At 44.4% G+C, this 26,408-nt stretch carries 23 protein-coding genes; 7 read left to right on the top strand and 16 right to left on the bottom strand.

Features of this window, described 5'->3' with window-relative positions; all coding sequences use genetic code 11:
* Positions 1 to 166 precede the first annotated feature (166 nt).
* The gene (gene nhaR, locus ACWPOD_RS13895; RefSeq protein WP_005381942.1) at positions 167 to 1,057 is read right to left on the bottom strand and encodes a transcriptional activator NhaR; all 891 of its coding nucleotides are present in this window, start codon (positions 1,055 to 1,057) and stop codon (positions 167 to 169) included.
* A gap of 386 nt (positions 1,058 to 1,443) precedes the next feature.
* Between nhaR and ACWPOD_RS13890 the strand changes: the two genes are divergently transcribed.
* Entirely contained in the window at positions 1,444 to 2,589 is a 1,146-nt protein-coding gene (locus tag ACWPOD_RS13890; RefSeq protein ID WP_031780616.1) for a Na/Pi symporter, read from the top strand.
* Between the two features lie 148 nt (positions 2,590 to 2,737).
* Positions 2,738 to 3,880, top strand: a complete 1,143-nt coding sequence (locus tag ACWPOD_RS13885) for a flavohemoglobin expression-modulating QEGLA motif protein (RefSeq protein WP_167426876.1) — start codon at positions 2,738 to 2,740, stop codon at positions 3,878 to 3,880.
* 71 nt (positions 3,881 to 3,951) lie between these two features.
* Here ACWPOD_RS13885 and ACWPOD_RS13880 read toward each other — a convergent pair whose 3' ends face one another.
* From ACWPOD_RS13880 to rppH, 5 genes are all read right to left on the bottom strand, one after another.
* Positions 3,952 to 4,803 carry a thymidylate synthase gene (locus ACWPOD_RS13880; RefSeq protein WP_005381947.1) on the bottom strand — a complete coding sequence of 284 codons (852 nt, stop codon included), beginning with the start codon at positions 4,801 to 4,803 and terminating at the stop codon, positions 3,952 to 3,954.
* A 9-nt stretch (positions 4,804 to 4,812) separates the two neighbouring features.
* Positions 4,813 to 5,634: a prolipoprotein diacylglyceryl transferase gene (lgt, locus tag ACWPOD_RS13875; RefSeq protein ID WP_005381948.1), complete on the bottom strand. Its 822-nt coding sequence runs from the start codon at positions 5,632 to 5,634 to the stop codon at positions 4,813 to 4,815.
* A gap of 87 nt (positions 5,635 to 5,721) precedes the next feature.
* Positions 5,722 to 6,513: a sulfite exporter TauE/SafE family protein gene (locus ACWPOD_RS13870; RefSeq protein WP_006743341.1), complete on the bottom strand. Its 792-nt coding sequence runs from the start codon at positions 6,511 to 6,513 to the stop codon at positions 5,722 to 5,724.
* A 6-nt stretch (positions 6,514 to 6,519) separates the two neighbouring features.
* Complete coding sequence (ptsP, locus tag ACWPOD_RS13865; RefSeq protein ID WP_456231951.1) at positions 6,520 to 8,766, bottom strand: phosphoenolpyruvate--protein phosphotransferase; 2,247 nt, start codon at positions 8,764 to 8,766, stop codon at positions 6,520 to 6,522.
* Positions 8,767 to 8,768: 2 nt separating this feature from the next.
* Positions 8,769 to 9,290 carry an RNA pyrophosphohydrolase gene (gene rppH / locus ACWPOD_RS13860; RefSeq protein WP_005381953.1) on the bottom strand — a complete coding sequence of 174 codons (522 nt, stop codon included), beginning with the start codon at positions 9,288 to 9,290 and terminating at the stop codon, positions 8,769 to 8,771.
* Positions 9,291 to 9,909: 619 nt separating this feature from the next.
* Here rppH and mutH point away from each other — a divergent pair.
* Positions 9,910 to 10,590 (top strand): DNA mismatch repair endonuclease MutH, encoded by a 681-nt coding sequence (gene mutH, locus ACWPOD_RS13855; protein ID WP_237311982.1) that lies wholly within the window; start codon positions 9,910 to 9,912, stop codon positions 10,588 to 10,590.
* A gap of 15 nt (positions 10,591 to 10,605) precedes the next feature.
* Here mutH and ACWPOD_RS13850 read toward each other — a convergent pair whose 3' ends face one another.
* Complete coding sequence (locus ACWPOD_RS13850; RefSeq protein ID WP_005397320.1) at positions 10,606 to 10,917, bottom strand: DUF6482 family protein; 312 nt, start codon at positions 10,915 to 10,917, stop codon at positions 10,606 to 10,608.
* A gap of 154 nt (positions 10,918 to 11,071) precedes the next feature.
* Between ACWPOD_RS13850 and ACWPOD_RS13845 the strand changes: the two genes are divergently transcribed.
* Entirely contained in the window at positions 11,072 to 12,106 is a 1,035-nt protein-coding gene (locus ACWPOD_RS13845) for an NADP(H)-dependent aldo-keto reductase (protein WP_456231950.1), read from the top strand.
* Positions 12,107 to 12,240: 134 nt separating this feature from the next.
* On the opposite strand, the gene ACWPOD_RS13840 is transcribed toward ACWPOD_RS13845, so the two are convergent.
* The 7 genes from ACWPOD_RS13840 to xerD form a co-directional block, all read right to left on the bottom strand.
* Positions 12,241 to 12,492, bottom strand: a complete 252-nt coding sequence (locus ACWPOD_RS13840; RefSeq protein ID WP_085343981.1) for a DUF1127 domain-containing protein — start codon at positions 12,490 to 12,492, stop codon at positions 12,241 to 12,243.
* A 528-nt stretch (positions 12,493 to 13,020) separates the two neighbouring features.
* Entirely contained in the window at positions 13,021 to 14,355 is a 1,335-nt protein-coding gene (gene vpsR, locus ACWPOD_RS13835; protein WP_046873964.1) for a cyclic-di-GMP-binding transcriptional regulator VpsR, read from the bottom strand.
* Between the two features lie 243 nt (positions 14,356 to 14,598).
* The gene (gene lysS / locus ACWPOD_RS13830; RefSeq protein WP_005397328.1) at positions 14,599 to 16,116 is read right to left on the bottom strand and encodes a lysine--tRNA ligase; all 1,518 of its coding nucleotides are present in this window, start codon (positions 16,114 to 16,116) and stop codon (positions 14,599 to 14,601) included.
* Positions 16,117 to 16,150: 34 nt separating this feature from the next.
* A protein-coding gene (gene prfB, locus ACWPOD_RS13825; protein ID WP_100068604.1) for a peptide chain release factor 2 occupies positions 16,151 to 17,249 on the bottom strand; the annotation gives its coding sequence in 2 pieces (ribosomal slippage) (positions 16,151 to 17,173 and positions 17,175 to 17,249; 1,098 coding nt in all).
* A gap of 173 nt (positions 17,250 to 17,422) precedes the next feature.
* A complete protein-coding gene (recJ, locus tag ACWPOD_RS13820; protein WP_167426879.1) occupies positions 17,423 to 19,162 on the bottom strand; it encodes a single-stranded-DNA-specific exonuclease RecJ in 1,740 nt (579 codons plus the stop codon).
* 44 nt (positions 19,163 to 19,206) lie between these two features.
* Positions 19,207 to 19,995 carry a bifunctional protein-disulfide isomerase/oxidoreductase DsbC gene (gene dsbC, locus ACWPOD_RS13815; RefSeq protein ID WP_012842135.1) on the bottom strand — a complete coding sequence of 263 codons (789 nt, stop codon included), beginning with the start codon at positions 19,993 to 19,995 and terminating at the stop codon, positions 19,207 to 19,209.
* 59 nt (positions 19,996 to 20,054) lie between these two features.
* A complete protein-coding gene (gene xerD / locus ACWPOD_RS13810; protein WP_005397336.1) occupies positions 20,055 to 20,972 on the bottom strand; it encodes a site-specific tyrosine recombinase XerD in 918 nt (305 codons plus the stop codon).
* Between the two features lie 158 nt (positions 20,973 to 21,130).
* Here xerD and fldB point away from each other — a divergent pair, with 158 nt between their 5' ends.
* A complete protein-coding gene (gene fldB, locus ACWPOD_RS13805) occupies positions 21,131 to 21,649 on the top strand; it encodes a flavodoxin FldB (protein ID WP_256951409.1) in 519 nt (172 codons plus the stop codon).
* Between the two features lie 85 nt (positions 21,650 to 21,734).
* Here fldB and brnQ read toward each other — a convergent pair whose 3' ends face one another.
* Entirely contained in the window at positions 21,735 to 23,045 is a 1,311-nt protein-coding gene (gene brnQ / locus ACWPOD_RS13800; protein WP_006742676.1) for a branched-chain amino acid transport system II carrier protein, read from the bottom strand.
* A 330-nt stretch (positions 23,046 to 23,375) separates the two neighbouring features.
* Between brnQ and ACWPOD_RS13795 the strand changes: the two genes are divergently transcribed.
* Both ACWPOD_RS13795 and srmB read left to right on the top strand, forming a co-directional pair.
* Positions 23,376 to 24,095: a tRNA1(Val) (adenine(37)-N6)-methyltransferase gene (locus ACWPOD_RS13795; RefSeq protein WP_395202930.1), complete on the top strand. Its 720-nt coding sequence runs from the start codon at positions 23,376 to 23,378 to the stop codon at positions 24,093 to 24,095.
* Between the two features lie 107 nt (positions 24,096 to 24,202).
* The gene (gene srmB / locus ACWPOD_RS13790) at positions 24,203 to 25,426 is read left to right on the top strand and encodes an ATP-dependent RNA helicase SrmB (protein WP_005396291.1); all 1,224 of its coding nucleotides are present in this window, start codon (positions 24,203 to 24,205) and stop codon (positions 25,424 to 25,426) included.
* 109 nt (positions 25,427 to 25,535) lie between these two features.
* Here the strand turns inward: srmB and yaaA are convergent, their stop codons facing one another.
* Complete coding sequence (gene yaaA / locus ACWPOD_RS13785; RefSeq protein WP_012842137.1) at positions 25,536 to 26,312, bottom strand: peroxide stress protein YaaA; 777 nt, start codon at positions 26,310 to 26,312, stop codon at positions 25,536 to 25,538.
* Between the last annotated feature and the right edge of the window lie 96 nt (positions 26,313 to 26,408).

Raw genomic sequence — 26,408 nt, 5'->3', positions numbered from 1 at the left:
TTAGTTGTTAGTGATACACCAATATTATCCACCAAAGTGGAGAATTGATGCGCCATCAATAATTAATAGTTTTGCTCACTAAAACAAGTATCTTGAGTTACTTAGGTATTATTTAGAATTATATTTTTATTGATAGTAATCTATTTATTTGCGCAACGATACGGGTTTACTCAAACATTTGACTGAAATCAGCATCACAAACATTTTTTACCGCTGGGTGTTGGATCATTCGTTCCGCAAAAATCACGTAGTACTCTTCTTTTAACCCATCGACATGACCAATTAGCTGTAGATTTCGGTCGTCCTCAATCTCCGACATGTATACGGTCGGCGCTAAGAAAATCACATCATCGTGATACCGTGCGAAAGCCTTCATCAACGCAACATCATCAAATTCTCCCAACACATTAGGCTGAAGACCTTGACGATCAAACCACTGAATAACCTTACGCCCCATTGCTGTTCGGCTTGCAGGAATCAAAAGCTTTTTCTGTTCCAGAATCTCAGGGAAACGCACATTTTCAATTTCAGAAGAGGCGAAAAAGCTCATGCTGCTCTCACCTAGCTTTTTGCTATAAAGGCCAGGGCTTTGAGTTGAGTCAACGGGACAATCCGAGAGGATCATATCCAGCTTGTGCTGAGACAGTCGTTCAAGTAGCAATTCGTGGGTTGACTCATAACAGCGTAAATGAATACTGTTATCTTCCGGGACAGTCGTCATTAGTACTTTACTGACCAAGCGCTTAGATAACGCATCGGCTACGCCAACTTCAAACAGAATGTTCGAGTGCTGACTGTAATTGACGATATCTAACATCTCATAACTCAAACCAAACATTCGGTCGGCGTACTTAAAAACAAGTTGCCCTAACTCAGTTGGCTCAACTGTACGACCATTTCGTTTGGTTAACTTTCCTTTCATGCGTTCTTCAAGCGCTTTAATCTGCCCTGTCACGGTTTGCGGTGTCAGGAAAAGCGCATCGGCCGCTTTAGTTACAGAGCCCTGTTTGCACACCATCCAGAAATAATATAGATGGTTGTAGTTTAGATGTGACATGATCAAGTCCCGAAAAGAAAGTGATGCTTTTTATACCAAATGTGACAGAGACAAACAATAAACTCGACAAAACCATACAATACATTACAAAAACATAAGTTTTACCGAATATATAAAATTAATACTGTCATAAAAGTTGAACTGAGGCGCATTTTCTTTCTAAAGAAAACGCAATAACCACACAAAACGAAAGCCAAATTTATTCATTAAATTCAAACAGTTAAAAACCTTCATTTTTCCCTACTCACACCACTATCAAAAAGAACAATAAAAATTACTCACAGCAAGAAATCTGTAATATTACTGAAATATTTGTTCTCTAACATCGCCCGCAGTTTCAACTACAGACCGAAAAATGAACTGAAAGGTCAACGGAGAAAATTATGATGAACCAAGCTACTTCAACAGTGGCGCCAATTTCGAGCACTGCTCGTTGGTTACGCTGGGCTAACTTGGCATTCATGTTGTATCTGCTTCTTCTAGCAGTATCTATGGTTGGTAGTGGCTTCAAATGGGCAACTGGCGATCAAGCTAAGGTGCTATTTGAGTTTGCCGCTCACCCTGTTGCGGGTCTAATGATCGGCTTGGTGGCAACAGCCTTAATTCAGTCCTCAAGTACTGTAACGTCTATTATTGTAGGTTTAGTTGCAGGTGGCTTACCAGTAGAAACCGCGATTCCGATGGTGATGGGTGCCAATATTGGTACCACAGTGACCAATACGCTTGTTTCTCTTGGTCACGTACGTTGTAAAGAAGAGTTCAAACGTGCATTTGCAAGCGCAACTATTCACGACTTCTTCAACTTACTTGCTGTTGCTATTTTCCTTCCGTTGGAAATGATGTTCGGCATTTTAGAGAAAGTTTCTCATTGGCTTGTTTCTCCACTACTTGCTACTGGCGATATGAGCATTAAAGGCTTCAACTTCATTAAGCCAATAACAAAACCAGTTGTGGGTGCAATTAAAGAGCCACTTTCAACATTCGGTGATACTGTTGGTGGCATCATGCTTATCGTTTTGGGTATTGCGACAATCTTCGTTGCAATTACGGTAATGGGTAAGCTAATGAAGAGCCTAATGGTTGGCCGCGCACGTGAAATTTTGAAAAACGCGATTGGTCGTGGCCCTATTCACGGTATTGTATCGGGTTCAATCGTGACTGTGTTGGTACAATCTTCATCAACAACAACTAGCTTGATGGTTCCACTTGTGGGTACAGGCGTTCTTAAAGTTCGTGATATTTACCCATTCACGCTAGGTGCAAACATTGGTACTTGTATTACGGCGCTACTAGCAGCAACAGCCGTATCGGGTGAGTTTGCGGTATTCGCGCTTCAAATCGCTCTGGTACACCTAGTATTTAATATCATGGCAACGCTGTTTATCTTTGGTATTCCGTTCCTACGTGAAATTCCAGTGAAAGGCGCTGAGATGATTTCTGAAATGGCTATCAAGAACAAAGCTGTTGTCGGTGGCTACCTAATGTCTGTATTCGTTATTTTACCAGGCGCGATCTTAGCCCTAACTACATAACAATAACTTACATACCATCGCTTATTGTTTAGGCTCCACATTGTGGGGCCTTTTTTGCGTTAATGACGCTGTTCAAATTCGTTGTCTGGTGATAATTTGAACCATACCAGCATACTTATGCTGGGCTACCTCATTTGGAGTCGACAACATGACGCAGCTTAATGGCACTATTTCTGATCAGCTACTCGCAATAGACGAAAACCTAACTCAACTGGTTGCTGATATTGATATCCTCAGTAGCGTGAATCCTCTCAATTATGCTCAGGAAAGAGAGCGCTTTATTAAGAACAAATACTCTCAAGAGCCTAACTTCCAATACTCAACCACCAATCTAGATACTCACAGCGCAAAACGACGTCTGTATGAACTGCCTTTAGAAAATATTCAAGACACCCAATTACAAAAGCTGTACGCGGATGTGATTCAGTCTTACGCAGATAAATTGGATCAAGTGAATACTATCGGTACACAAGAGTTTCTTTATAACTCCTTGCGCTATTACGGAGAGCCGAGCGCCAAAGATATTGCCAACGCCCATTTCATTTTACACCTTCCCACGGAAGAAGAGAGCAAACCGCAGCATGATAGCCGCGCGATAGCACACTTCATGCAAAACTTTGCTCAACGTAATGGATATGAGTGTGAAATACAGGTGTTGGATGGGATGTTAGCAAACGCACTCGTTTCGGGATCTCGAGTCAAAATTAACCACGCAGCATACATCGCGACCGATGAGTTAGAGGCTCTCGCACATCATGAAATGGGTGTACACCTTCTTACTACGCTTAACGGTCGTCAACAACCGCTAAAGGTTCTGAGCTTAGGGTGCCCAGCTAATACAAACACCCAAGAAGGGCTGGCTATATTGTGTGAATATCTGTCAGGACATTTCAGTATCAAACGCCTAAGAACCTTAGCCTTACGAGTCCTGGCGGTAGAGTCGATGATCAAGGATCGCGATTTCCGCCATACGTTCATGCTATTAAAAGAACAGTATAAAACGTCTGACCTTCAAGCATTCACAACGACTGCTCGTGTGTATCGAGGAGGCGGTTTGACGAAGGATTACTTGTACCTCAGAGGGTTCCGAGAGGTTCTAAATGCCTACGATAAACTGGGCAATGACTTTTCATTGTTGCTATGTGGGAAAACAGAACTGAAATATTTTGAGCTTATCCGCTCATTAGTGAGCAAACAAATATTCACCCAACCCAAGTTTATTAGCCCGGCACTGTCTGCACCGAAGCAGACCAACCCTATTCACCGCTATATTGTCAGTGCACTCAAGTAATATCTTCAAAGTACGAAAAAGCAAAAAAGCTCCATTCGGAGCTTTTTTCATATCTTGAAGAACAACACTGGTTACACTGAGAATGGGTAACGAATAGGGTCGTGATGCTCGTATCCTTCAACCCAAAAATCATCCAGTGTGACCCATGTTTCCAGATCTTCTAGAGATTTAATCTCTGGATTGATGTGGAACGTCGGCGCTTTTAATGGTTCACGTTTCAACTGAACATCACGCATCAGTTCAAGCTGATCTTCATAAATGTGCGCATTCACAATCTTATGAAATGCCTGACCAGGTTTCTTGCCCGTGATTTGCGCCATGATCGCCAAGAACACGTAAACTTGAACCATATTGAAGTTTAAGCCAAGCGGTACATCACACGAACGCTGAGTACTGTTCAGGTAAAGCGTATCATCCAGCAATGAAAAATGGTGGCTATACATGCAAGGACGCAAGCACCCCATGTGGAATTCACCCGGGTTGTAGAAGTTCAAGATTTCACCGCGATCATCAACACCACGCGTTAAGTCATCCACTATCTTGCGTAATTGGTCAACATGCCCGCCATCAGGCTTCGCCCATGCGCGCCCTTGGACACCGTAGACACGGCCCATGTCGTCTTCGCCCTTACGGTATGGATTATTTAACCAAGCATCATTTAGGTTGGCATTGGCATCCCAGGTTTTCGTGCCCAGCTTACGAAAATCTTCCGCATTATCGTAACCACGAATGTACCCTAGTAGCTCTGCAACGGCCGCTTTCCAAAAACTTTTACGTGTGGTTACCAACGGAAATTGATTGTTCGCAACATCGTAGGTTAAATCCGCGTTGATTACGGTCAGGCAGCGCTTGCCTGTACGCTCATTTTCAACCCAAACACCTTGGTCAACGATGCGTTGACACAAATCTAAATACTGTTTCACACCAATACCTTACTTCGTCTTTTGTGGTAACTCGTCTTTGTAATGACCACGTTTGTATGCCCAAACCATCATTAGGACACCGATAACCACCATTGGCAGGGATAGAATCTGTCCCATGGAAATAAAGCCACCGAATAAACCCAAATGAGCGTCTGGTTCGCGCACGTATTCTACTAGGAAACGGAAGGTTCCGTAACCCGCAAGAAAGAGTCCTGAAACAGAACCTAGAGGACGAGGTTTCTTGATGAACCAATTCAAGATGAAGAAAAGTACGATACCTTCAAGCGCCATTTCATAAAGCTGCGATGGATGACGTGGCAGTGGACCACCATTTGGGAAAACGATCGCCCAAGGCACATCCGTTACTCGGCCCCACAATTCGCTGTTCATGAAGTTACCTAAACGCCCCATACCCAAACCAAATGGCACAAGCGGCGCGATAAAGTCGGCAACGCCGAAGAACGTTCGCCCGTTTTTGTGTGCATACCAGAACATCGCGGTAATCACACCCAGTAAGCCACCGTGGAAAGACATACCACCGGTCCACACTTTAAACAGATACAAAGGGTCAGCCAGGAAAAGCTCAAAATTGTAGAAAAGCACGTAGCCAACACGGCCACCAATCACCACGCCAAGGAAGCCTGCGAACAACAAATCAGAAACCTGTTCTCGTGTCCAACCACTTCCCGGCTTATCCGCACGTCGGTTCGCTAACCATAGGGCGAACATAAAGCCCACAAGGTACATCAAACCATACCAACGAACCGAAACAGGACCAATAGAGATTAAAACCGGATCAATATTGGGAAATTCAATATATCCCTGAGACATAAATCATTCTCTTCTTATCACAACAAAATAAATATACCCAAGTAACCTCTAGATGCTTGGTTCAGCGAGAATGACTTGGGTACAAACTTAGAGCAGCATGGTCGCTGCTACAAACATTAAGAACACCGCGAATATCTTTTTTAATACCGCAGTTGGAAGGTTAGTTGCCAGCTTTGCGCCCACTTTTGTTGTGAGCATCGAGGCCATGGCAATTGCTAATAAAGCGGGAAGATAAACATAGCCAATACTGTATGAAGGCAAGCCTTCTACTTTATAGCCATGTAAGATGAAACCGATCATACCAGAAATAGCAATCACGCAACCACAAACGGAAGATGAACCTACCGCTTTACGCATTTCTATCCCGTGTTTATTTAAAAATGGGACCGATAGTGAACCGCCACCAATACCAGCAAGGCTTGATACGACGCCAATCCCCGTGCCATACGCAACGGTCACCGGGCTGCTCGGCATAGGTTTACTGCTCGTAACTTTAATGGAACGGAACATTTGTACTGACAGGCAAAGTACAATCACACCAAATACTTTCGGCAAATAGTGCGTAGGGATCCACTCAGCAATATTGGCACCGACAAAACCACCTATAACCACACCTGGCATCAACCATTTTACGACGAACATATCGACATTGCCGAGCTTAAGGTGATTCATCGCCGATGAGCCTGACGTGACAATAATACTCGCTAACGAAGTGGCTAGGGCCATGTGCATACTCATTTCTGGAGAGATTCCAGCAAGAGGAAGCAAATACAACAAGGCAGGAACAACTATCAAACCACCACCGATACCGAGTAACCCCGCCATCACACCCACAAAAGCGCCTAGCGCCAACAATAACAAAAATAAAGAGACGGTCACGATTTCCTACTTTTTACCTGCACGGATAAAGCCCGCAAAACCCTGTTGGATGAAGAAGTCATGCATCATTTGATGAATGTCCTCCCCGTAGGACTTTGTCATTGCTTGCTCCGCTAATTTTTCTAATTCTTCTTGTTGGCTATGACGAATCAAATATTTCACCTTAGCCACGTTGGAGGTGTTCATACTCAAACTGGTATACCCTAACCCAAGTAAGAGAAGAGCGCCAAATGGGTCGCCAGCTAACTCACCACAAATACACACTGGCACCTGATACTTATCGCACACGTCATGGATTTGCTTAAGCGCTAACAGTACCGCAGGATGCATAGATTCATAGACATCCGCGACGCGCGAATTGTTCCTATCAACCGCTAATAAATACTGGGTTAAATCGTTTGTCCCGACAGAAACAAAATCAACACGGTGAGCAATCGTTGGCAATAAATACACCATTGATGGCACTTCGATCATGACCCCAACTTGTGGGAACTGAATTCTATCATCAAGCAACACGGCTTCGCTGTGGGCTTGATTAATCAAGCTAATGGCATCGTCTAGCTCTTTTACCCCAGACACCATTGGCAACAAAATACTTAAGTTACCGCTTTCTGCACTCGCCCTTAACATTGCACGCAGCTGGATCAAGAAAATATCTGGGTGATCTAATGTAAAACGAATGCCACGCCAGCCTAGAAACGGATTATCTTCTTCGATGGGCAAATATGGCAAAGGTTTGTCACCACCAATATCCAAAGTGCGCATCACCACTCGTTGATTCGGATAACTGTTGAGTATCGCTTGGTATTGATGATACTGCTCATCTTCTGACGGAAAGTGATGCTGAAGTAAAAATGCAATCTCAGTTCGGTACAACCCAACTCCATCAACACCTGTATTGATGGCAATATTACTGTCTGCACTGAGCCCCGCATTCAGCATAATTTCGATGTGGTGATTGTCTTGCGTAACCGCTGGGAGTGCGAGGTCCTTGTTTACCATTGCAAACAATTCTGACTCTTCACTCACTAAGCTGCGATACTCTCGCAATAATTGACGGTTTGGCTCTAGGAAGATCTCGCCCGTATAACCATCCACTATCCCGAGTTTGCCATTGACCACAACCGGGTTAATGTTGGCGCCCATGACAGCGGGAACTCCAAGTGCGCGAGACAAAATAGCCGCATGAGAGTTCGCGCCACCTTCTAGTGACACGACGGCTAACAAAAACTCTTTAGGTACAGACGCGAGCAAGGTGGCTGTGAGTTCATTCGCCACCAAAATAATGGGACGATCAATTGCAGAATTTTCTTGCTCACTGTTATGTAGAAAATAGAGCAGCCTTTGCCCTAACTCTCGGATGTCTTGCGCTCTCTCGCGCATGTAGACATCCGACATTCTGGCAAATCGATTCGAGTATGATTCTACCACTTGGCGTAACGCCCAATCGGCCCTGTCTCCTTTTTCAATCTGCTTCTTCAAATCACCACGAAGCATCGGGTCATTGAGTAAGTGCGTAAACAGATCGAAGATCGCCAGCGCATCTTTGTTGATTTCACTGTCCAGCTTTTTCCGCATACGGCGAAAGTCATTTAACGCTCGCTCTATCGCCACCAGCAATGTCTCGTGCTCACGTTCTTTATCTAACGTGGACGAAGGGAAAACATCCGATAAACTCGGCTGGGTATTGTCGAACCAAAACTCTCCAATCGCGACACCAGTAGATGCAGGCAAACCTTTTAATACCGTGGGTTTAGATGCCAACTGCCAATGCCCAAGATTCTGCGCATGCGCAATAAGCACTGCTAGCTGAGCGGATAACGTGACAAGAAACGACTCTTCCATCTCACTGAACAAGCGCGGTGTTTTTTGCTGGATCACCAACACACCTAAAACTTGTTTGCGATGAATGATTGGAGTGGCTAAAAAGGAGTGGTAAATCTGTTCACCAAGTTGAGGGAAGAATTTAAACTCGGGATGTTTTGAGGCTTCGGCAAGGTTGAGTGGCTCTGCGCTTCGTTTAACCAACCCAACCAAGCCTTCATTGAAGTTGATATGAATACTATCACCTTCAAAAATAAGGCCTTGAGTTGCCATTAACTCAAGGCGCTGCATTTCTTCATTAGCAAGATAGATAGTACAGCACTCAGTGCGAAGGGCAGCACAAGTCTCTTTCACCAATATATCGAGTGCCAGATGCACATCATCGACCCTGGAGACTTTCTCAACTATTTCCCTTAGCTGACTGAGCATGATTATCCTCTACGTTGCTTTTTTCTTTTCCCTTTCGCTTTTCTCTCTCGAAAAGGCATGGCTAAGGATGCAAACTCTTTCATCGCTCGTCGATAAACATCTCGCTTGAAAGAAACAACTTGCCTAACTGGATACCAGTAACTCACCCAGCGCCAACCATCAAATTCAGGGGATTTTCCGCGTTGCATATTAATGCGAGATTCATCGCATTCTAATCTCAGCAGAAACCATTTCTGTTTTTGGCCGATACAAACAGGCTTGGAGTCCCAACGCACCAATCGTTTTGGTAGCTTATATCTTAACCAATGACGACTTGTTGCAATGATCTTAACGTCTTTTTTCGTTAAACCGACTTCTTCATATAACTCCCTGAACATGGCTTGTTCAGGAGTTTCACCTTCGTCAATTCCACCTTGTGGGAATTGCCATGAGTGTTGCCCGTATCGTTTAGCCCAGAAGACCTGACCATGGTTATTACATATCACAATACCAACATTAAGTCGGTAACCATCGCCATCTATCACTGGCTAACCTCTATGAATAAATTTTTTATTACCGTGATTTTTCCACATATCCCCATTACTAGCAAACTTACTGATGTGATATGAGCAAGATTTATTACCTTTTCACCATATTTGGATATCTTTTAATCACATCATACCTTATCAACACAAGAGTGAGACATTGCCCACATTTATTCACCTTTTCTGTGAATAACTTTGTGAAGAATTCAATTCAAATGAGTAATTCAGTTCAATCCCATCAAAAGCAAAACAAATAAAGAAACAAGAAAATAAACATAAAACATTGATAGAAAAGTATTTATTTTTAAAAATAACGATAAATCGATCTTCAGTTTCTTGATGATCTTTTCACCAAACTCAGATCGGTCAAAGATCCACCAATAGGCTATTTATCCACACTCACCTGCTATTCGTTTAGATGATTACAACAAAATCAACCCCAAAAATGCATTTTAACCCCTGTTTATTCATACAGACCCCGTCAGGATCTTATCAATACCTCCTCCATCTGTGGATAAGTTATGAATTGATCGTTCTTACACCGCCTCGGTGAAATCTTAAACAGTAGATTTGGCCGGAGTTTGATAAACTATATTTTTTGTAATACCACCTTGTGACTATGAAACCAGAACCACAAACAGAAGCAGAGCTATTGGAACGAGCGCATGATATGGCAGGACTCAGTTTTGCTGAGTTGGCCGCCGAGGCGAATATGATTGTTCCTGAAAACTTAAAACGTGATAAAGGTTGGGTGGGTCAATTACTCGAATGGCACTTGGGCGCCCCAGCTGGCAGTAAACCTCAACAAGATTTCGCTAAGCTAGGGATCGAGCTGAAAAGTATTCCGATCAGTCACTCTGGCAAACCGTTGGAAACAACCTTTGTTTCGGTGGCTCCTCTCACAGGTGTTCATGGTCTTACATGGGAAACAAGCCACGTACGCAACAAGCTGTCTCGTGTGCTTTGGGTACCAGTGGAAGGGGAACGAGAAATTCCACTTGCAGAAAGACGTGTTGGGAGCCCACTGATTTGGTCACCAGACGAAGACGAAGAGCGTATTTTACGAAACGACTGGGAAGAGCTAATGGAGATGATCGTCTTGGGGAAATTTGATCAAATTTCCGCCAGACACGGAGAAGCGCTGCATCTTCGCCCTAAAGCCGCGAATGCAAAAGCCCTCACCGAAGCATATAGCTCAAATGGCAAGCCGATAAAAACTCTGCCCCGAGGTTTTTACCTCAGAACACAGTTTACTGAGCAGATCTTACTCAAGCACTACATCAGCACGCCATCTGAGTAATGTTGTTTCCGCCATTTAGTGCGTCACGAGCGATAACTCGATATCACAGTACGAGGCTGCCTCTTCAGTGCCACATTCGTCATACGCATTGTGCAGCCTTAAGTACGCTTTATCTACCCCTAACCTCAGCAGCTCTTCTTTCACCAAATCTAGCGAACCGAAATGTATCGGATCTTCACCGTCTTTAATCGGCTCAAGTTGATGCTTGTACTCCACTGCTAGCAAATAGTCAGAGACATCAGAACACCCAATCACAAATACTTTGGGAGTTTTATAAGTATCTTTATGGGGACCGTGTAACCACATGTCCAATTGATGCTTCTGCATAACGTACCTCCTTTACACGATCATTTAAGTGTAGTTAGGCTATGTATAGCTTTCGAGTTTGGTCTTCCTTTATACGTAAATCATTTGCGATAGCGGTTAAAAATCCCCTATATTGGAATCACTTATTTAGTCGGTAACTCTTCAAGGACGTGATATGCAATACACAAAACTACCGCACTCATCACTTGAGATCAGTAAAATCTGCCTCGGAACCATGATGTTTGGCGAGCAAAATACAGAAAAGGGCGCCTTTGAACAGCTCGACTTTGCCCTTGATCATGGGGTGAATTTCATTGATACCGCAGAGATGTACCCTGTACCTCCCAAAGCGGAAACGCAAGGACTCACCGAGCAATACATCGGTAATTGGTTAGCAAAGAGCGGCAAACGTGAAAAAGTTGTGCTGGCAACAAAAGTGGCTGGCCCTCGTGGTGTCCCTCACATCCGAGACAACATGAGCCTTAATCGTCGCCACATCCATACAGCAATTGATGACAGCCTTAACCGCCTGCAAACGGATTATGTCGATTTATACCAATTACATTGGCCTCAACGTCAAACTAACTGCTTTGGTCAACTCAACTACCCATACCCTGACAAACAAGAAGAAGTCACGTTAATTGAAACATTGGAAGCGATTACAGAATTAGTGAATGCAGGCAAAGTACGCTATATCGGCGTATCAAACGAGACGCCGTGGGGTGTGATGTCGCTACTGCGTTTGGCAGAGAAACACGATTTGCCAAGAATTGTCTCCATTCAAAACCCATATAACTTATTGAACCGCAGCTTCGAAGTTGGCTTGTCTGAAATCAGCCATTACGAAGGCGTTCAGTTACTTGCTTACTCTCCTTTGGCATTTGGCTGCCTGAGTGGTAAATACCTAAACGGGGCAAAACCTGAAGGCGCTCGATGCACTAAGTGGGAGCGTTTTGCGCGCTACTTCACTCCACAAGGTGTTAAAGCGACCGAAGCTTACGTCAATTTAGCCCAAGAGCATGGTTTGGATCCTGCACAAATGGCACTTGCATTTGTCAATCAGCGCCCATTTGTAGCATCTAATATTATCGGCGCGACCAACCTCGACCAATTAAAAGCCAACATCGACAGTATCGATCTAAAACTAAGCGATGAGCTCCTGACTGAGATTCAAGCAATTGGTACAACCTACTCGAACCCTTGCCCTTAACAGTAAAGCTCCCCTCAAACGAAAACAGCTGACCTTCAAGGTCAGCTGTTTATCAAATGAAGTATGACTTCATATCGCACGTTAAGCGTGTTGAATGACTCGATAGCAACTCAGTCAGTCCAACACGCTAACGATTACGTCATTATTCGCGATGTTAAAACTCGACGAAGGTGACGAACTCGACGTTCAACTTTTACTGCATCCGGAACATTGGCGCGTGTGGAACGACCATCGCTATCTAAACCAATATCTCTCAATAAATGAACATTCGTCCATGGAACATCATGAGCAGTGCGGCGTATAGTTCGCTGCCATTCCTTTTCTTCGCGTTTAAGGTCTGCTTTCAATAGCAAAGTTGCCAGTTGTAGGTAAATAGAGTGACGCATAATATTTTCTCCGATTATCGATGTATTCGACTGGGAAAAATAGTGCGTAAAATGAACAGAGGTGTTCTGTTGATACTAAGCCGCTACTTTTCCGCAGCCTAGTAATAAATAAGATAGGTTGCGGATTAATTTTTATCTTGTGAGCCAGTGGTATTGGTATCATCCGACTTAAGAGTCATCGGAGCGATAGGCATACGATCAGCGCAAGCAGTGGTGTTAACAACGTAATGTTTCATCTTGCGCCTCCTAGCTAAAAATTAATCCGTTTATGAAAGGTATAACTCATTGAGTTACGGTTAAATTGTAAGCTTTGATGAATATATATCAAACATTTTTTGTCTTTTTGATTAAAAACAAACCAATACACCGCAATTCAGTTTCATATACTTTTCTATATAACATATTCACCTAGGGAATATATGAAATTGCGGATTTTATAAATCAAACTGAATACAAAACAAAAAGAGCGGCTTTGTAGCCGCTCCTTCACTGATATTCATTCACCAATTTAACTTCAGAAAGAACAAATTACATGGCTTGATCAGAAATCAAATTATGTTTGTTCAGTAGTCGATACATCGTCGCGCGTGAAACACCAAGCTCCTTCGCCGCATTCGAAACTTGACCAGAATGAGATTCCAAAACAACCAGTAACGCGTCACGCTCACTCTTCTCACGAATCGATTTCAAACTACGCTTTGAGTCATTACGCTGAGGCAAATCTAGGTGATGCTCTTCAATCATTACGCTGTCAGACATCAGAACCGCTCGTTTCACTTGGTTCATCAATTCACGTACGTTACCTGGCCAGAAATAACGTGTCAGTGCCTTGAGTGCATCCTCAGAAAAGCTTTTTGCTTGCGAGTTATACTCTTTAGAAAACTCTTGTAAGTAATAGCGCGCTAACAAAGAAATATCGCTCGCGCGCTCTTTTAAGCTCGGGACATTAATGCGTAATACGTTAATGTAGTGATAAAGCTCTTCATTAAAATCTCCGTCAATCAAGGCTTTTTCTACATCTGACGAGTTAGCAGCAAGGATGCGCACATTGACCGCTTTTACACCATCTTTGGTATCAATGGTGCCTTCTTGCAAGAATCTCAGCAGATTCATTTGCTGCTCTTTTGAGATAGTAAGAATGTCATTAAACAGCACCGTACCGCCATCCGCTTGTTCGAGCATGCATGCTTCCATATCTTCATCGGCATTGATACCAAACACTTCCGCCTGGAAACGTTGCTCATTGAGTGCGCGACAGTTAATTGCCATAAACGGTTTATGAGAACGTGAAGAGACTTTGTGGATAGCGCGAGCAACCGCTTCTTTACCTGTACCACTTTCCCCAGAAATCAGAATACTGACGTCCGTCGGACCGATTCTCTTTACTTGATCGCGTAAACGCTTCATCGGGATAGATTCACCGATCAGCCCCATGTCTAAGCTGCTACCAAAACTAGGCCAAACTTTTTTCTCCAACTTGAGCATACCAAGCTGGTGACCAATCGTGCTTAAAAGCTGGGCATCCGGGATTGGCGCAGTGAAAAAGTCGATACAAAAGTTAACAATGAACTGGCATATGGTATCAGTGCCAAGCTGAGATTCACGAATAAACGCTAACCAACGCACGTGTTTGTGAGAACTGACTAAGTTCGCCAAACCGTTCAAGCTGAATTCGTCATGGCTGAGATCGACAATACCGATACATGGACCAATATCCTCTAACAACGTATTAGCTTTGCGTAAGTCACCCACTTGGTGACACTTCCAGCCCACTTGCTCAAGTACTGATAACCAAGGCTCATAAGTACCGCCAACTACCACAAGCGATCCCGGGATGGAATCCATCTTAAACTGCCCAGCCATTCTCTAACCCTTTTTCATTGTTAATAGAAATTTTGCGCCACAAACCTATCTTTGCGAGCGGGTAACATTATCGAGACTCCGCGCCCCCACGTCTGTCTCAGTATTAAGACTATGCAATAGATTGAGATTTGGCGAATGTTTATTTGCATATCCTATTAAAAAGCAAATGCAACAACTTGAACTTATTTAACTAAAAGGCATAAAAAACCACCCGAAGGTGGTTTTTTTGATCATCCTGCCAAATTACGCTTGTGGGCGCATTGCTGGGAATAGGATCACGTCACGGATAGTGTGCGTGTTAGTCAGTAGCATAACCAGACGGTCGATACCGATACCTTGGCCTGCCGTTGGTGGTAGGCCGTGCTCTAGTGCAGTGATGTAATCTGCATCGTAGAACATGGCTTCGTCGTCACCAGACTCTTTAGCTTCAACCTGTGCTTTAAAGCGCGCGTCTTGATCTTCTGCATCGTTAAGCTCTGAGAAGCCATTCGCCACTTCACGACCGCCGATGAAGAATTCAAAGCGGTCTGTAAAGAACGGGTTGTCATCGCTACGGCGAGCTAATGGAGAGATGTCCGCTGGGTAGCCAGTGATGAACGTTGGCTGCATTAGCTTAGGTTCTGCTGTTTCACCGAAGATTTCTTCTAGAAGCTGACCACATGTCCAGAAGTCTTCTACTTCAACATGTACTGATTTCGCGATAGAAACCATCAGCTCACGGTTTTGTAGATCTTCTTCGGTTAGCGCTTGGATTTGAGCGTGATCTGGGTTGTACTGCTTGATTGCTTCAAACATGCTCATACGAGTGTAAGTACCACCAAACTCAACCGTTTCATCACCGTAAGGCATTGATGTTGAACCTAGAACTTCTTGCGCTACCGAGCTTAGTAGTTCTTCAGTAAAGTCCATCAGATCTTTGTAATCCGCGTACGCCATGTAGAATTCCATCATAGTGAATTCTGGGTTATGACGTGGAGAAAGACCTTCGTTACGGAAGTTACGGTTAATTTCGAATACGCGATCGAAGCCACCAACCACTAGACGCTTCAGGTATAGCTCAGGTGCAATACGTAGGTACATTGGCATGTCTAGCGCGTTATGATGCGTGATGAATGGGCGTGCACTTGCACCACCAGGGATCACGTGCATCATCGGCGTTTCTACTTCCATGAACTGTTTTGAGATCATGAAGTTACGAATTGCAGACATTACTTTAGAACGTACAATAAATGCTTTACGTGAATCTTCGTTCACAATCAGATCAACGTAACGCTGACGGTAACGCATTTCTTGGTCAGTAAGACCGTGGAACTTCTCAGGAAGTGGACGAAGTGCTTTAGTTAGCAACTCGTATTCTTCCATGTTCACGTATAGGTCACCCTTACCAGATTTGTGCAGCGCACCTTTAACACCGATGATGTCACCGATATCAAGACCTTGGTATTTCTCTTTTAGCTCTTTTTGTACGTCTTTAGCAGCGTAAGCTTGGATACGGCCAGATGTTTCTTGAATTACTAGGAATGGACCACGCTTAGCCATAATACGGCCAGCAATTGCAACCACGTGGTTAAGCTCTTCTAGCTCTTCCTTCGTCTTTTCACCGAACTCTTTTTGAAGGTCGCCCGCTAGTGCGTCACGACGGAAGTCGTTTGGGTGGCCGTTTGCTTTGCAGCTCTTTCGGATTTCATCCAGTTTAGCGCGGCGTTCAGCAATCAGCTTATTTTCTTCTAGTACAGTTTCGTTTTGAACAGCATCAGTCATTTTCGATGTATCCTGTTTTTGTCGGTGAAAAGCTTTATAGGCCTGATTTCAGGCTAGCTTCAATAAATTTGTCCAGATCGCCATCAAGAACCGCTTGAGTATTACGGTTTTCAATGCCCGTACGGAGGTCCTTAATACGTGAGTCATCCAATACGTAAGAACGGATCTGGCTACCCCAGCCAATGTCAGACTTAGCGTCTTCATTAGCTTGTTTTTCCGCGTTTTGCTTTTGCAATTCAAGCTCAAATAGCTTCGCTCGAAGCTGTTTCATTGCCTGATCTTTGTTCTTATGTTGAGAACGGTCATTCTGACACTGAACCACAGTGTTCGTTGGTACGTGCGTAATACGTACCGCAGATTCTGTGGTGTTGACGTGCTGACCACCTGCGCCTGACGCACGGTAAACGTCGATGCGTAGGTCAGAAGGATTAATGTCGATGTCGATGTTTTCATCAATCTCTGGATAGATGAACGCAGACGCAAATGACGTATGGCGACGGCCGCCTGAATCGAACGGAGATTTACGAACAAGACGATGAACGCCCGTTTCAGTGCGCAACCAACCGTAGGCATACTCACCAGAGATGCGAACTGTTGCCGACTTAAGACCCGCGACTTCACCTTCAGAGACTTCAATCACTTCAGCTTTGAAGCCCTTCGCCTCTGCCCAGCGTAGGTACATACGCAGCAGCATGTTGGTCCAGTCTTGTGCTTCCGTACCACCAGAGCCAGCTTGCAAATCGATGTAGCAATCTGAACTATCATGGTCGCCCGAGAACATACGACGGAATTCAAGCTTTTCTAGCTTCTCTTCCAACTCAGCAAGTTCTGGTTCGATTTCGTCAAATGTTTCTTGATCTTCTTCTTCTACAGCCAGCTCAAGAAGACCTTCTACGTCTTCTACACCTTGCTCTAGTTGATCAATAGTTTCAACAACCGCTTCTAGCGATGCACGCTCTTTACCCAGTGCTTGTGCACGTTCAGGTTCGTTCCATACATCAGGTTGTTCAAGCTCTGCGTTGACTTCTTCTAGACGCTCTTTCTTCGCGTCATAGTCAAAGATACCCCCTCAGGACATTTGTGCGCTGAGACACGTCCTGCAGACGGTTTTTAATTGGATTGATTTCAAACATGTTTACTCAACATTTTAGAATAGAATTTAACCGAGAAATTCTACTGAAAAATGTGACCGAGATACAGGAAAATTTCGGATGAGAAATCAGATTGCGGTTAGAGAGAGCACGGTCATAAAATTTTACACCCTCTTAGGGGCAACCGTACTCTATAAGAAAGGTTAATCTAAATATTACTTAGCTTCGATATGATCGATCATCAATTGCAGTGATTGATTACCACGAAATTCATTCACATCCAATTTGTAAGCTAAACGTACCGTTTTAACTGATGCATCCGGCCAGCGACGCAAATCGACATTAAATGCAATGCCGTCGATCATCACATTGGTAGGGTGACCTTTGTAAAGCGGCTCTAACATCAATTTAAGATGCTTCTCACCCACCAGCTTTTGATGCAACACTTTAAACTCACCATCAAAGATTGGTTCAGGAAAGGCTTGTCCAAAAGGGCCACCAGACCGCAGCTGTTCAGCGATATGCATAGAGAATTCTTCAGGCTTAAGTTCACCATCAGACATGATCACGCCTTTTAGCGCCGCTTCATCGAGTTCCTTTTTTACCACTTCATCAAATAAACGGCTGAAACGTTCGAAATCCTGCTCTTTAATTGTTAAGCCTGCCGCCATCGCGTGACCACCAAATTTGATGATCAAACCTGGGTTTTGCGTGTCGATGAAATCCAACGCATCACGCATGTGTAACCCCGGAATAGAACGACACGAGCCCTTAATTGTCCCTTCTCCGCCATCAGCAAATGCGATGACTGGACGGTGAAACTTCTCTTTGATGCGCGAGGCCAAAATACCAATCACACCTTGGTGCCAATCACGTTGGAACAAGGCTAATCCGTAAGGAAGCTCACTGCCTTCACCAAACTGAAGACGCTCGCAGAAAGCCATCGCTTCTTGCTTCATGCCTTCTTCAATCTCTTTACGAGTTTGGTTCAAACCATCCAGTTCACTTGCCATACGACGAGCGGCGTGAATGTTGTTACACATCAACAGTTCAACACCAAATGACATGTCATCAAGGCGACCAGCAGCATTGATACGAGGACCTAAAGCAAAACCAAAATCGGACGCCACCAAACGACGCGCATCACGCTTCGCGACCTCAATCAATGCTTGAATGCCAGGGCGCGCTTTGCCCGCACGAATACGCTGCAGGCCTTGGTGCACAAGAATGCGGTTGTTTTCATCCAGTGGGACAACGTCAGCTACAGTGCCGAGTGCAACAAGGTCAATCAGTTCCATCAACTTAGGCTCTTGCATGCCCTGCTCAGCAAACCAATTGTGTTTTCGCATATGAACGCATAGTGCCATCATGAGATAAAACGCGACCCCGACACCAGCGAGCGCTTTAGACGGAAAATGACAGCTCTCAAGGTTTGGGTTCACCATTGCATCCACATCAGGCAACACTTGTCCCGGTAAATGGTGGTCGGTAACGAGCACGGTAATGCCGTTTTCTTTTGCGTAACGCACGCCTTCGATTGATGACACACCGTTATCTACCGTCATGATCATCTCAGCGCCAAGCTCTAATGCCTGGTCAACGACTTCTGGGCTTAACCCATAACCGTCTTCAAAACGATTCGGTACTAGGTAGTCCACATTGTGACTACCAAGCATACGCAGCGCGAGCACCGACAATGCAGAGCTCGTCGCGCCATCAGCATCAAAATCACCAACAACGATGATGCGTTTTTGTTCTTTTATTGCCTGAAACAAAAGCTCGACAGCTTGCTCAATCCCCCCGAGTTTTTGGTAAGAATGCAAACCACGAGCTGACGTTTCTAGTTGCGCAGGATCCGTAATCCCACGGTTGATGTAGATACGTTTGAGAATCGGAGGAATGGAATCAGGAAGAAGGGAAAGATCAGGTTCAGGACGTCGTTGAATTTCTATCATGCTTGAAAAGAGCCGGCGACTTTGCCGGCTCTGCTCCTAAAGGATTATTGTTGCTTTAAACGTTTCAATAGCTCTGCAGGTGGTAGGTAACCGCCAACCATTTCGCCATTCGGTAAGAAGATCGCTGGCGTACCAGAAATTCCCAATTGGCGACCTAGATTGTAATGTGATTGGATGGTTTCTTTACACTGTTTTAAGTCTTTCGCAGGGTTATCAAACGTACGATTCACTTTCGCGTTGTGCATTGCCGACTTTGGATCTTCAGCACACCAAATCGTCGCCATTTGCTCTGCCACTGGGCCAGTAGCACCTTGGCGAGGGTAAGCCATGTAACGCACTGTAATGCCTAGATCGTTATAGCCTTGCATTTGGCTGTGCAGACGCACACAGTAACCACAAGTGATATCAGTAAATACCGTCACAGCATATTTTTCATCGTCGGCTTTGTATTCAATCATGCTATCGGAGAACTGCGCGATTTTCTCCGCATTAAGCGGCGCTTGGCGCTCTGCAATGACATCTTTGTAACTACCATCGTCATTGATAGCATAAAGCGTACCGGCGATAAAATGGCTACCATCATTTGAAGCAAACAAGATCCCGCCATTAGTTTGGATTTCCAATAAACCAGCAACTTCTGATGGCTGAATATCAACGATAGATAAACCAAGCTTTGAGAACTTAGTTTTTAATGCTGCTTCATCAAAACTGCTTTGCGCAGCTGGTGCCACTTGCTGTGCAGGAGTGTCCGTTTTAGCCTGACTTTCTTCTGCACCACACGCGGTAACAAAAAATGGTAAAGTCAGCAGAGTTAGTCGGCGTAATACGCTCATGAAATTCACCTTAATATAAAATCGTTTTTCCAAGAAGACATGGATGAATCTAACCATTGTTATGCTCTTGGGTGGTGTTGACTGTGGATCTGCTTCAATCGTTCAGTCGCCACGTGAGTATAAATTTGCGTGGTCGATAAGTCACTATGTCCTAATAGCATCTGTACGACCCTGAGATCTGCGCCATAGTTCAATAAATGCGTGGCAAAGGCATGACGCAGTACGTGCGGCGACAGCTGTTCAGTGTCAATCCCTGCTATCAAAGCATAGTACTTAATACGGTGCCAAAACGTCTGACGAGTCATTTGCCTTGCGCGTTTGCTAGGAAAAACAATATCAGATGATGTATCACCAAGTAACGCAGGACGCCCTTGTTGAATAAACGTCTCGATCCAATCTACCGCGTTCTCCCCCATTGGCACTAAGCGCTCTTTACCGCCTTTACCTGTGACACGTACAACTCCTTGACGCAAACTAATGTTTTCCATAGTTAAACTGACCAATTCCGTCACACGCAAACCAGTCGCATACAGTAGTTCCAGCATCGCTTTATCCCGCAATTCCACAGGATCATTCGGGTCTGGCGCTTCGAGCAAGGCGTCCACTTGCTCTTCACTAATATCTTTGGGCAAGCGTTGTGGCAGTTTAGGACTGACCAAGAGCGCACTCGGATCATCAGCACGTACTTTCTCACGATGCAGATATTGGAATAAACGGCGAATTGCCGACAACATACGCGCACGGGACGTCTGCTTGTAATCCAAGTCTACAAGGTAGCTTTGGTATTCTTGCAAGCCAGACAAACTAATGAAATCAAGACGGTAGCGATGTTTCTCCATCCACGTGAGCAGCTTCATCAAATCATTTCGATAGGAAGCCAGCGTGTTCTCTGATAGCCCACGCTCCATCCACATCGCATCTAAGAATTGTTCAACAAGCGAAAAATCTTGTTGATTGACAGGCTGTTGTGCCGTCATGAACGCTTCCTTATCTGTTTATATTTACAGTACTTAGATTAAGGCACCTACCGATCCAATACCATAAAAAAATCATCCCGCTTAGGATATTCGCTGCAATCTTCCTCAATTTATGGTTAGAATCTTCCACAACAGCAACATAAATAACGATGAATATAATGAAAATCGGACTCTTTTACGGCTCAACGACCTGCTACACCGAAATGGCAGCAGAGAAAATTCGTACCATTATTGGTGAAGACCTTGTCGACATTCACAATGTGAAAGAGACACCGTTATCACTAATGGCAAACTACGACTTATTACTCCTTGGCATCTCAACTTGGGACTTTGGTGAAATTCAAGAAGATTGGAATGCGATTTGGCAAGACATCGCAACAACACCATTAAAAGGTAAAGTTGTCGCGCTGTTTGGTCTGGGTGACCAAGAAGGCTACGGTGAGTGGTATTTGGACGCGATGGGCTTACTTCACGATGAATTACAAGCGACCGGCGCAACCTTTATCGGTTACTGGCCAAATGAAGGCTACGAATTTGAAGCATCGAAAGCACTGATTGAAGATGGCAGCAAGTTTGTTGGACTAGCGTTAGATGAAGACTCGCAGTACGAACTGAGTGATGAGCGCATCGAAAAATGGTGTGAACAAGTTCTTGTGGAGTTCCACGACACACTTTAATAGTGTGAACGCTTCAAAGATAAAAAATAAAAAGCCCGATGAAGTCATTCATCGGGCTTTTTAATATCTTGATAGTGCGAAGTTATTACGCTGTTTCTTGTGCTAGCTCTGGACGAGGTTTCGCGATGAAGAACATGCACACAATAGCCGCAAATGTTGGAAGCACCCAACCCATGCCCACTTCGAATAGTGGCAACATGTTAAACGCAGAAACATCAACACCCGATACTTTTGCCGCGTCAACCAACGCAAACAGCAGAGATACAAGCAGTACCGCGCGGTAAGCAAAACGTGGATTTGGCAGTTTGCTGCGTACAAATGTTAGTGCAACCAACGCAATCGCCACAGGGTACAGCGCAAACAATACTGGCACTGACAGAGAAATCAGTTGTGCAAGGCCGACATTCGCAACCAACGCACAAACAGAACCGTTAATAAGTACCCATTGCTTGTATGACAGTGGCGTTTTCGAGCTGAAGAAGTCAGAACACGCAGAAATCAAGCCAATAGCCGTTGTCAAACACGCTAGTAATACAATGACAGACAGAACGATTTGACCGTATGGACCAAACAGCGCTTGAACGTATTGGCTAAGTACCAGACCACCGTTATCTGCACCAGCAGCAACAGTTGCACTCGTCGCGCCCAAGTAGAATAGTGAGATGTAAACAAACGCAAGACCGGCAGCGGCAATACAACCTGCATAGATTAGATACTTAGTGGTTGCAGAACGCTCAGTAATGCCTTTACCGCGCAGTGCATCAACCATCAGCATGCCAAACATCAATGACGCGAACGTATCCATTGTGTTGTAGCCTTCTAGGAAGCCTTTGGTCAGTGGTTGCGTTAAGTACTCACCGTGCGCGCCCAGCATGTCACCTTGAGGATCAATAAATACCGCGACAGCAAGAATGATCAAACCCACGAACAATGCCGGCGTTAGTACTTTACCGATAAGATCAATCAAACGGCCTTGGAACCATGAGAACATCATCGCCGCAATAAAGAAGATCACTGAAAATGCAGTGAGATGCGTTTGTGACGCTTCAAGGAAGAAAGGTTTCACCGCCATCTCGTAAGCCACTAGGCCAGTACGAGGCGCAGCAAACGCAGGACCGATGATGATGAAGATCAACGCAGCCATAATAACCGCTGCTTTTTTCGGAAGGTCTTGCGTTAAGTGATCCCAAGAACCACCAGCAACAGCAATAGCAACGATAGTAATAAGAGGTAGACCTACCGCTGTTAGCAAGAAACCAAACATCGCTGGCATTAAGTTTTCACCGGCTAGCTGACCCGCTAGAGGTGGAAAGATGATATTGCCCGCACCCAAAAAGAACGCAAATAGCATAAAGCCTACTGCGATAATATCTGTTAGTTTTAACGTCTGCTTCACAGATAACCCTTGTCTTTTAATTAATGAATGTTGTGTATGCTTAGACCACTTTTTGTATACCTAAAGTCAATAAGTACACGTGGTTCAATCTATAAAATTTTCGCCGCATAATGACGAAAGACTCATCATTTGGCAACCTTTAAGAAAAAAACACCATATTAATTTAGTTTTCAAACTTAAAAGCAGTGGATATAACCAGATCTAAATAACAGACCAGTTCTTTATCTCGATCAATTAACAATACAATTTAATAACCAACAAAACAACAATCTATACAATTAAGAAACAATAGAGAAATTCACTTAATTATTGAGCAAACATAAAACAATCATGAAGAGCAAAAAACTGAAAACTAAAGGCTTCAATTTTAAGCAATTTTGTATTGAGGGCGGCGAGAGTGGTATGCCCGTCAGCACTGATGGGGTAATGCTTGGTGCTTGGATTCAAAGCCCGAACAACGCTCAAATTCTCGATATTGGCACTGGCACCGGGTTGCTTGCCCTGATGTGTGCCCAACGCTTTACAGAAGCTCAAATAACCGCGGTCGATATTGAATTAACAGCCATTGAAGCTGCGCAAAAAAATGTGGTTCAGTCGCCTTGGTCAGCTCGTGTGAGTGTGGATCATTCCGACATACTAGACTTTACGCCGACGCATCCATTCCAACGCATCATTTGTAATCCGCCCTACTTCAACAGCGGCGAGCAATCGAAACACAGTCAACGTGCAACCGCGAGGCACACTGATACGCTACGCCACAACGCATTGCTACAACATTGCTATCAGTTGCTTGATGAACAAGGGAAAGCTAATTTTGTGTTACCAATCACCGAAGGCGAACGGTTTATTGAACTAGCATTACACCAAGGTTGGCATCTATCGCGAGTCTGTCGTGTACAGCCATCAGAAAAGAAACTGGTACATCGACTGTTATTTGAACTGGCGAAGCAGCCTTGCGATACTCAAGAATCACATTTAATAATTCATTCGCATGACGGCTACAGTGACGATTTCGTCCAATTAACCCGCGAGTTTTATCTTAAGATGTGAAATAACATGTGATCCTTATCACCAATCACTTTATAATGTGCGACCTTTTTGTATTCTATGCTGTTGTGGCGAACCATTAACCAAGCTTTGCTTGTGGAGAACTCATTGTGATCAGAACCTTTGCTGAACTTGATCTAGACCAAAACCTACTTGAAGCCATTGAAGAGATGGGTTACGAACGCCCAACAAAAATTCAGGCAGAAGCGATTCCACAAGCGTTGGATGGTCGTGACATTCTAGCGTCAGCGCCAACAGGTACTGGTAAAACGGCAGCCTTCGTCCTGCCTGCATTGCAATACTTGCAAGACTTCCCTCGTCGCAAGCCTGGACCTGCGCGTATTTTGATCCTAACGCCAACGCGCGAATTGGCGATGCAAATCGCTGATCAAGCACGAGCTTTGGCAAAAAACACTAAACTGAACATTTTCACCATCACAGGTGGTGTTCAATACCAAGAGCACGCCGATATCCTTGCGACAACACAAGACATTGTGGTTGCAACGCCTGGCCGTTTAAAAGAATACATTGATGCAGAGCGTTTTGATTGCCGTGCGATTGAATGGTTAATTCTGGATGAAGCAGACCGTATGCTAGACATGGGTTTTGCTCCTACTGTCGATCGTCTATCTAACGAGTGCCGCTGGCGTAAACAAACCCTTCTGTTCTCAGCAACTTTAGAAGGTAAAGGCGTAGAGGGCTTTACCGCTGATCTGTTGAATGACCCAGCAGAGATCGATGCAAAATCGCCACTGCGTGAGCGTAAGAAGATTGCTCAGTGGTACCACCGTGCTGATGATGCAGAACACAAGCTTGAATTACTAAAACACATTATTACTCAGCAAGCAGAACGCACCATTGTCTTCTTGAAGACACGTGAGCGTTTGGCAGAGCTACGAGCGCAGCTTGAAAGTGCACAGATTCCATGTTCTTGGATTCAAGGTGAAATGCCTCAAGATCGTCGTAACAATGCGATTTCTCGCTTCCGCGATGGTACTGTAAACGTGCTGCTCGCAACGGACGTCGCCGCACGCGGTATCGATCTTCCGGATGTGTCACACGTTATTAACTACGACATGCCACGCACGGCTGATGTTTACCTTCACCGTATTGGCCGTACGGCTCGTGCGGGTAAGAAAGGTAATGCTATCTCTATCGTAGAAGCACACGACCAACCAATGATGGATCGCGTTGCACGTTACGTGAAAGAAGACATCAAAGAGCGTTTCGTGAAAGAGATGCGTCCAAAACACAAAAAACCTGTGTTTAAGAAGAAAAAGAAAAAAGAAGACAAGAAGAAACCAGCGAAAAAGAAAACCGCTAAGAAGAAATAATTTTGTTAGGGCGAAATAGCCCAAGCTAAAACATAACAAAGGGTTGGCACTGCCAACCCTTTTTCGTTTGTGTTTATTGAGATTAACGTAGACTGCGTCTCAATCAGTTTTAGTTTTGCTCTTCGCGTTTAAATACTAACTCTGTTGGTGTCGATTCATCTTCAACAAAGTAGTAACCCGCCGTATCAAACTTAGTCAGGTCTGCCACGCTCTCAATACGGTTTTCGATGATGTAACGCGCCATCATGCCGCGCGCTTTCTTCGCGTAGAAGCTGATGACCTTGTATTGGCCATTCTTACAATCTTTGAATACTGGCGTGATCACTTGCGCATCTAAGTTCTTTGGCTTCACCGCTTTAAAGTATTCATTTGATGCAAGGTTGATAAGGACATTATCACCTTGAGCAGAAATCGCTTCGTTAAGCTTGTCCGTAATAACATTGCCCCAAAACTGGTACAAGTTCGTACCTTTGTCGTTTGCAAGCTTGGTACCCATTTCAAGACGGTATGGCTGCATCAAATCAAGTGGTTTTAGTAAACCATAAAGACCCGATAGCATACGCAGATGATCTTGAGCATATTCGAAGTCCGCCTCAGATAAGGTTTCGGCGTCTAGTCCTGTGTAAACATCACCTTTAAACGCTAGGATCGCTTGTCGTGAGTTTTCTGTGGTAAACGTTTCACTCCACTCTTGAAATCGCCCGACATTCAAATCGGCAATCTTGTCGCTCACTTTCATTAAAGAGGCAACATCAGCAGGAGTCAGTTTGCGGCAAACATCGATAAGCTCTTTTGAGTATTCGACCAACTCAGGTTGAGTAAATTTTTCTGTCGCTAACGGAGACTCGTAATCAAGAGTCTTCGCTGGAGAAACTACGATAAGCATGACTTTCCCTTCTCTAATTCTGTTTTTTAATAGGGTACAAAAAAAGCCATGCATTGTCTGCATGGCTTTTTACATCGTACTAATAGCTTTCAACTA

It is taken from the genome of Vibrio sp. JZG120, assembly GCF_053890955.1.
The sequence above is the reverse complement of the archived record's forward strand: the minus strand, read 5'-3'. Positions and strand labels throughout refer to the sequence as shown.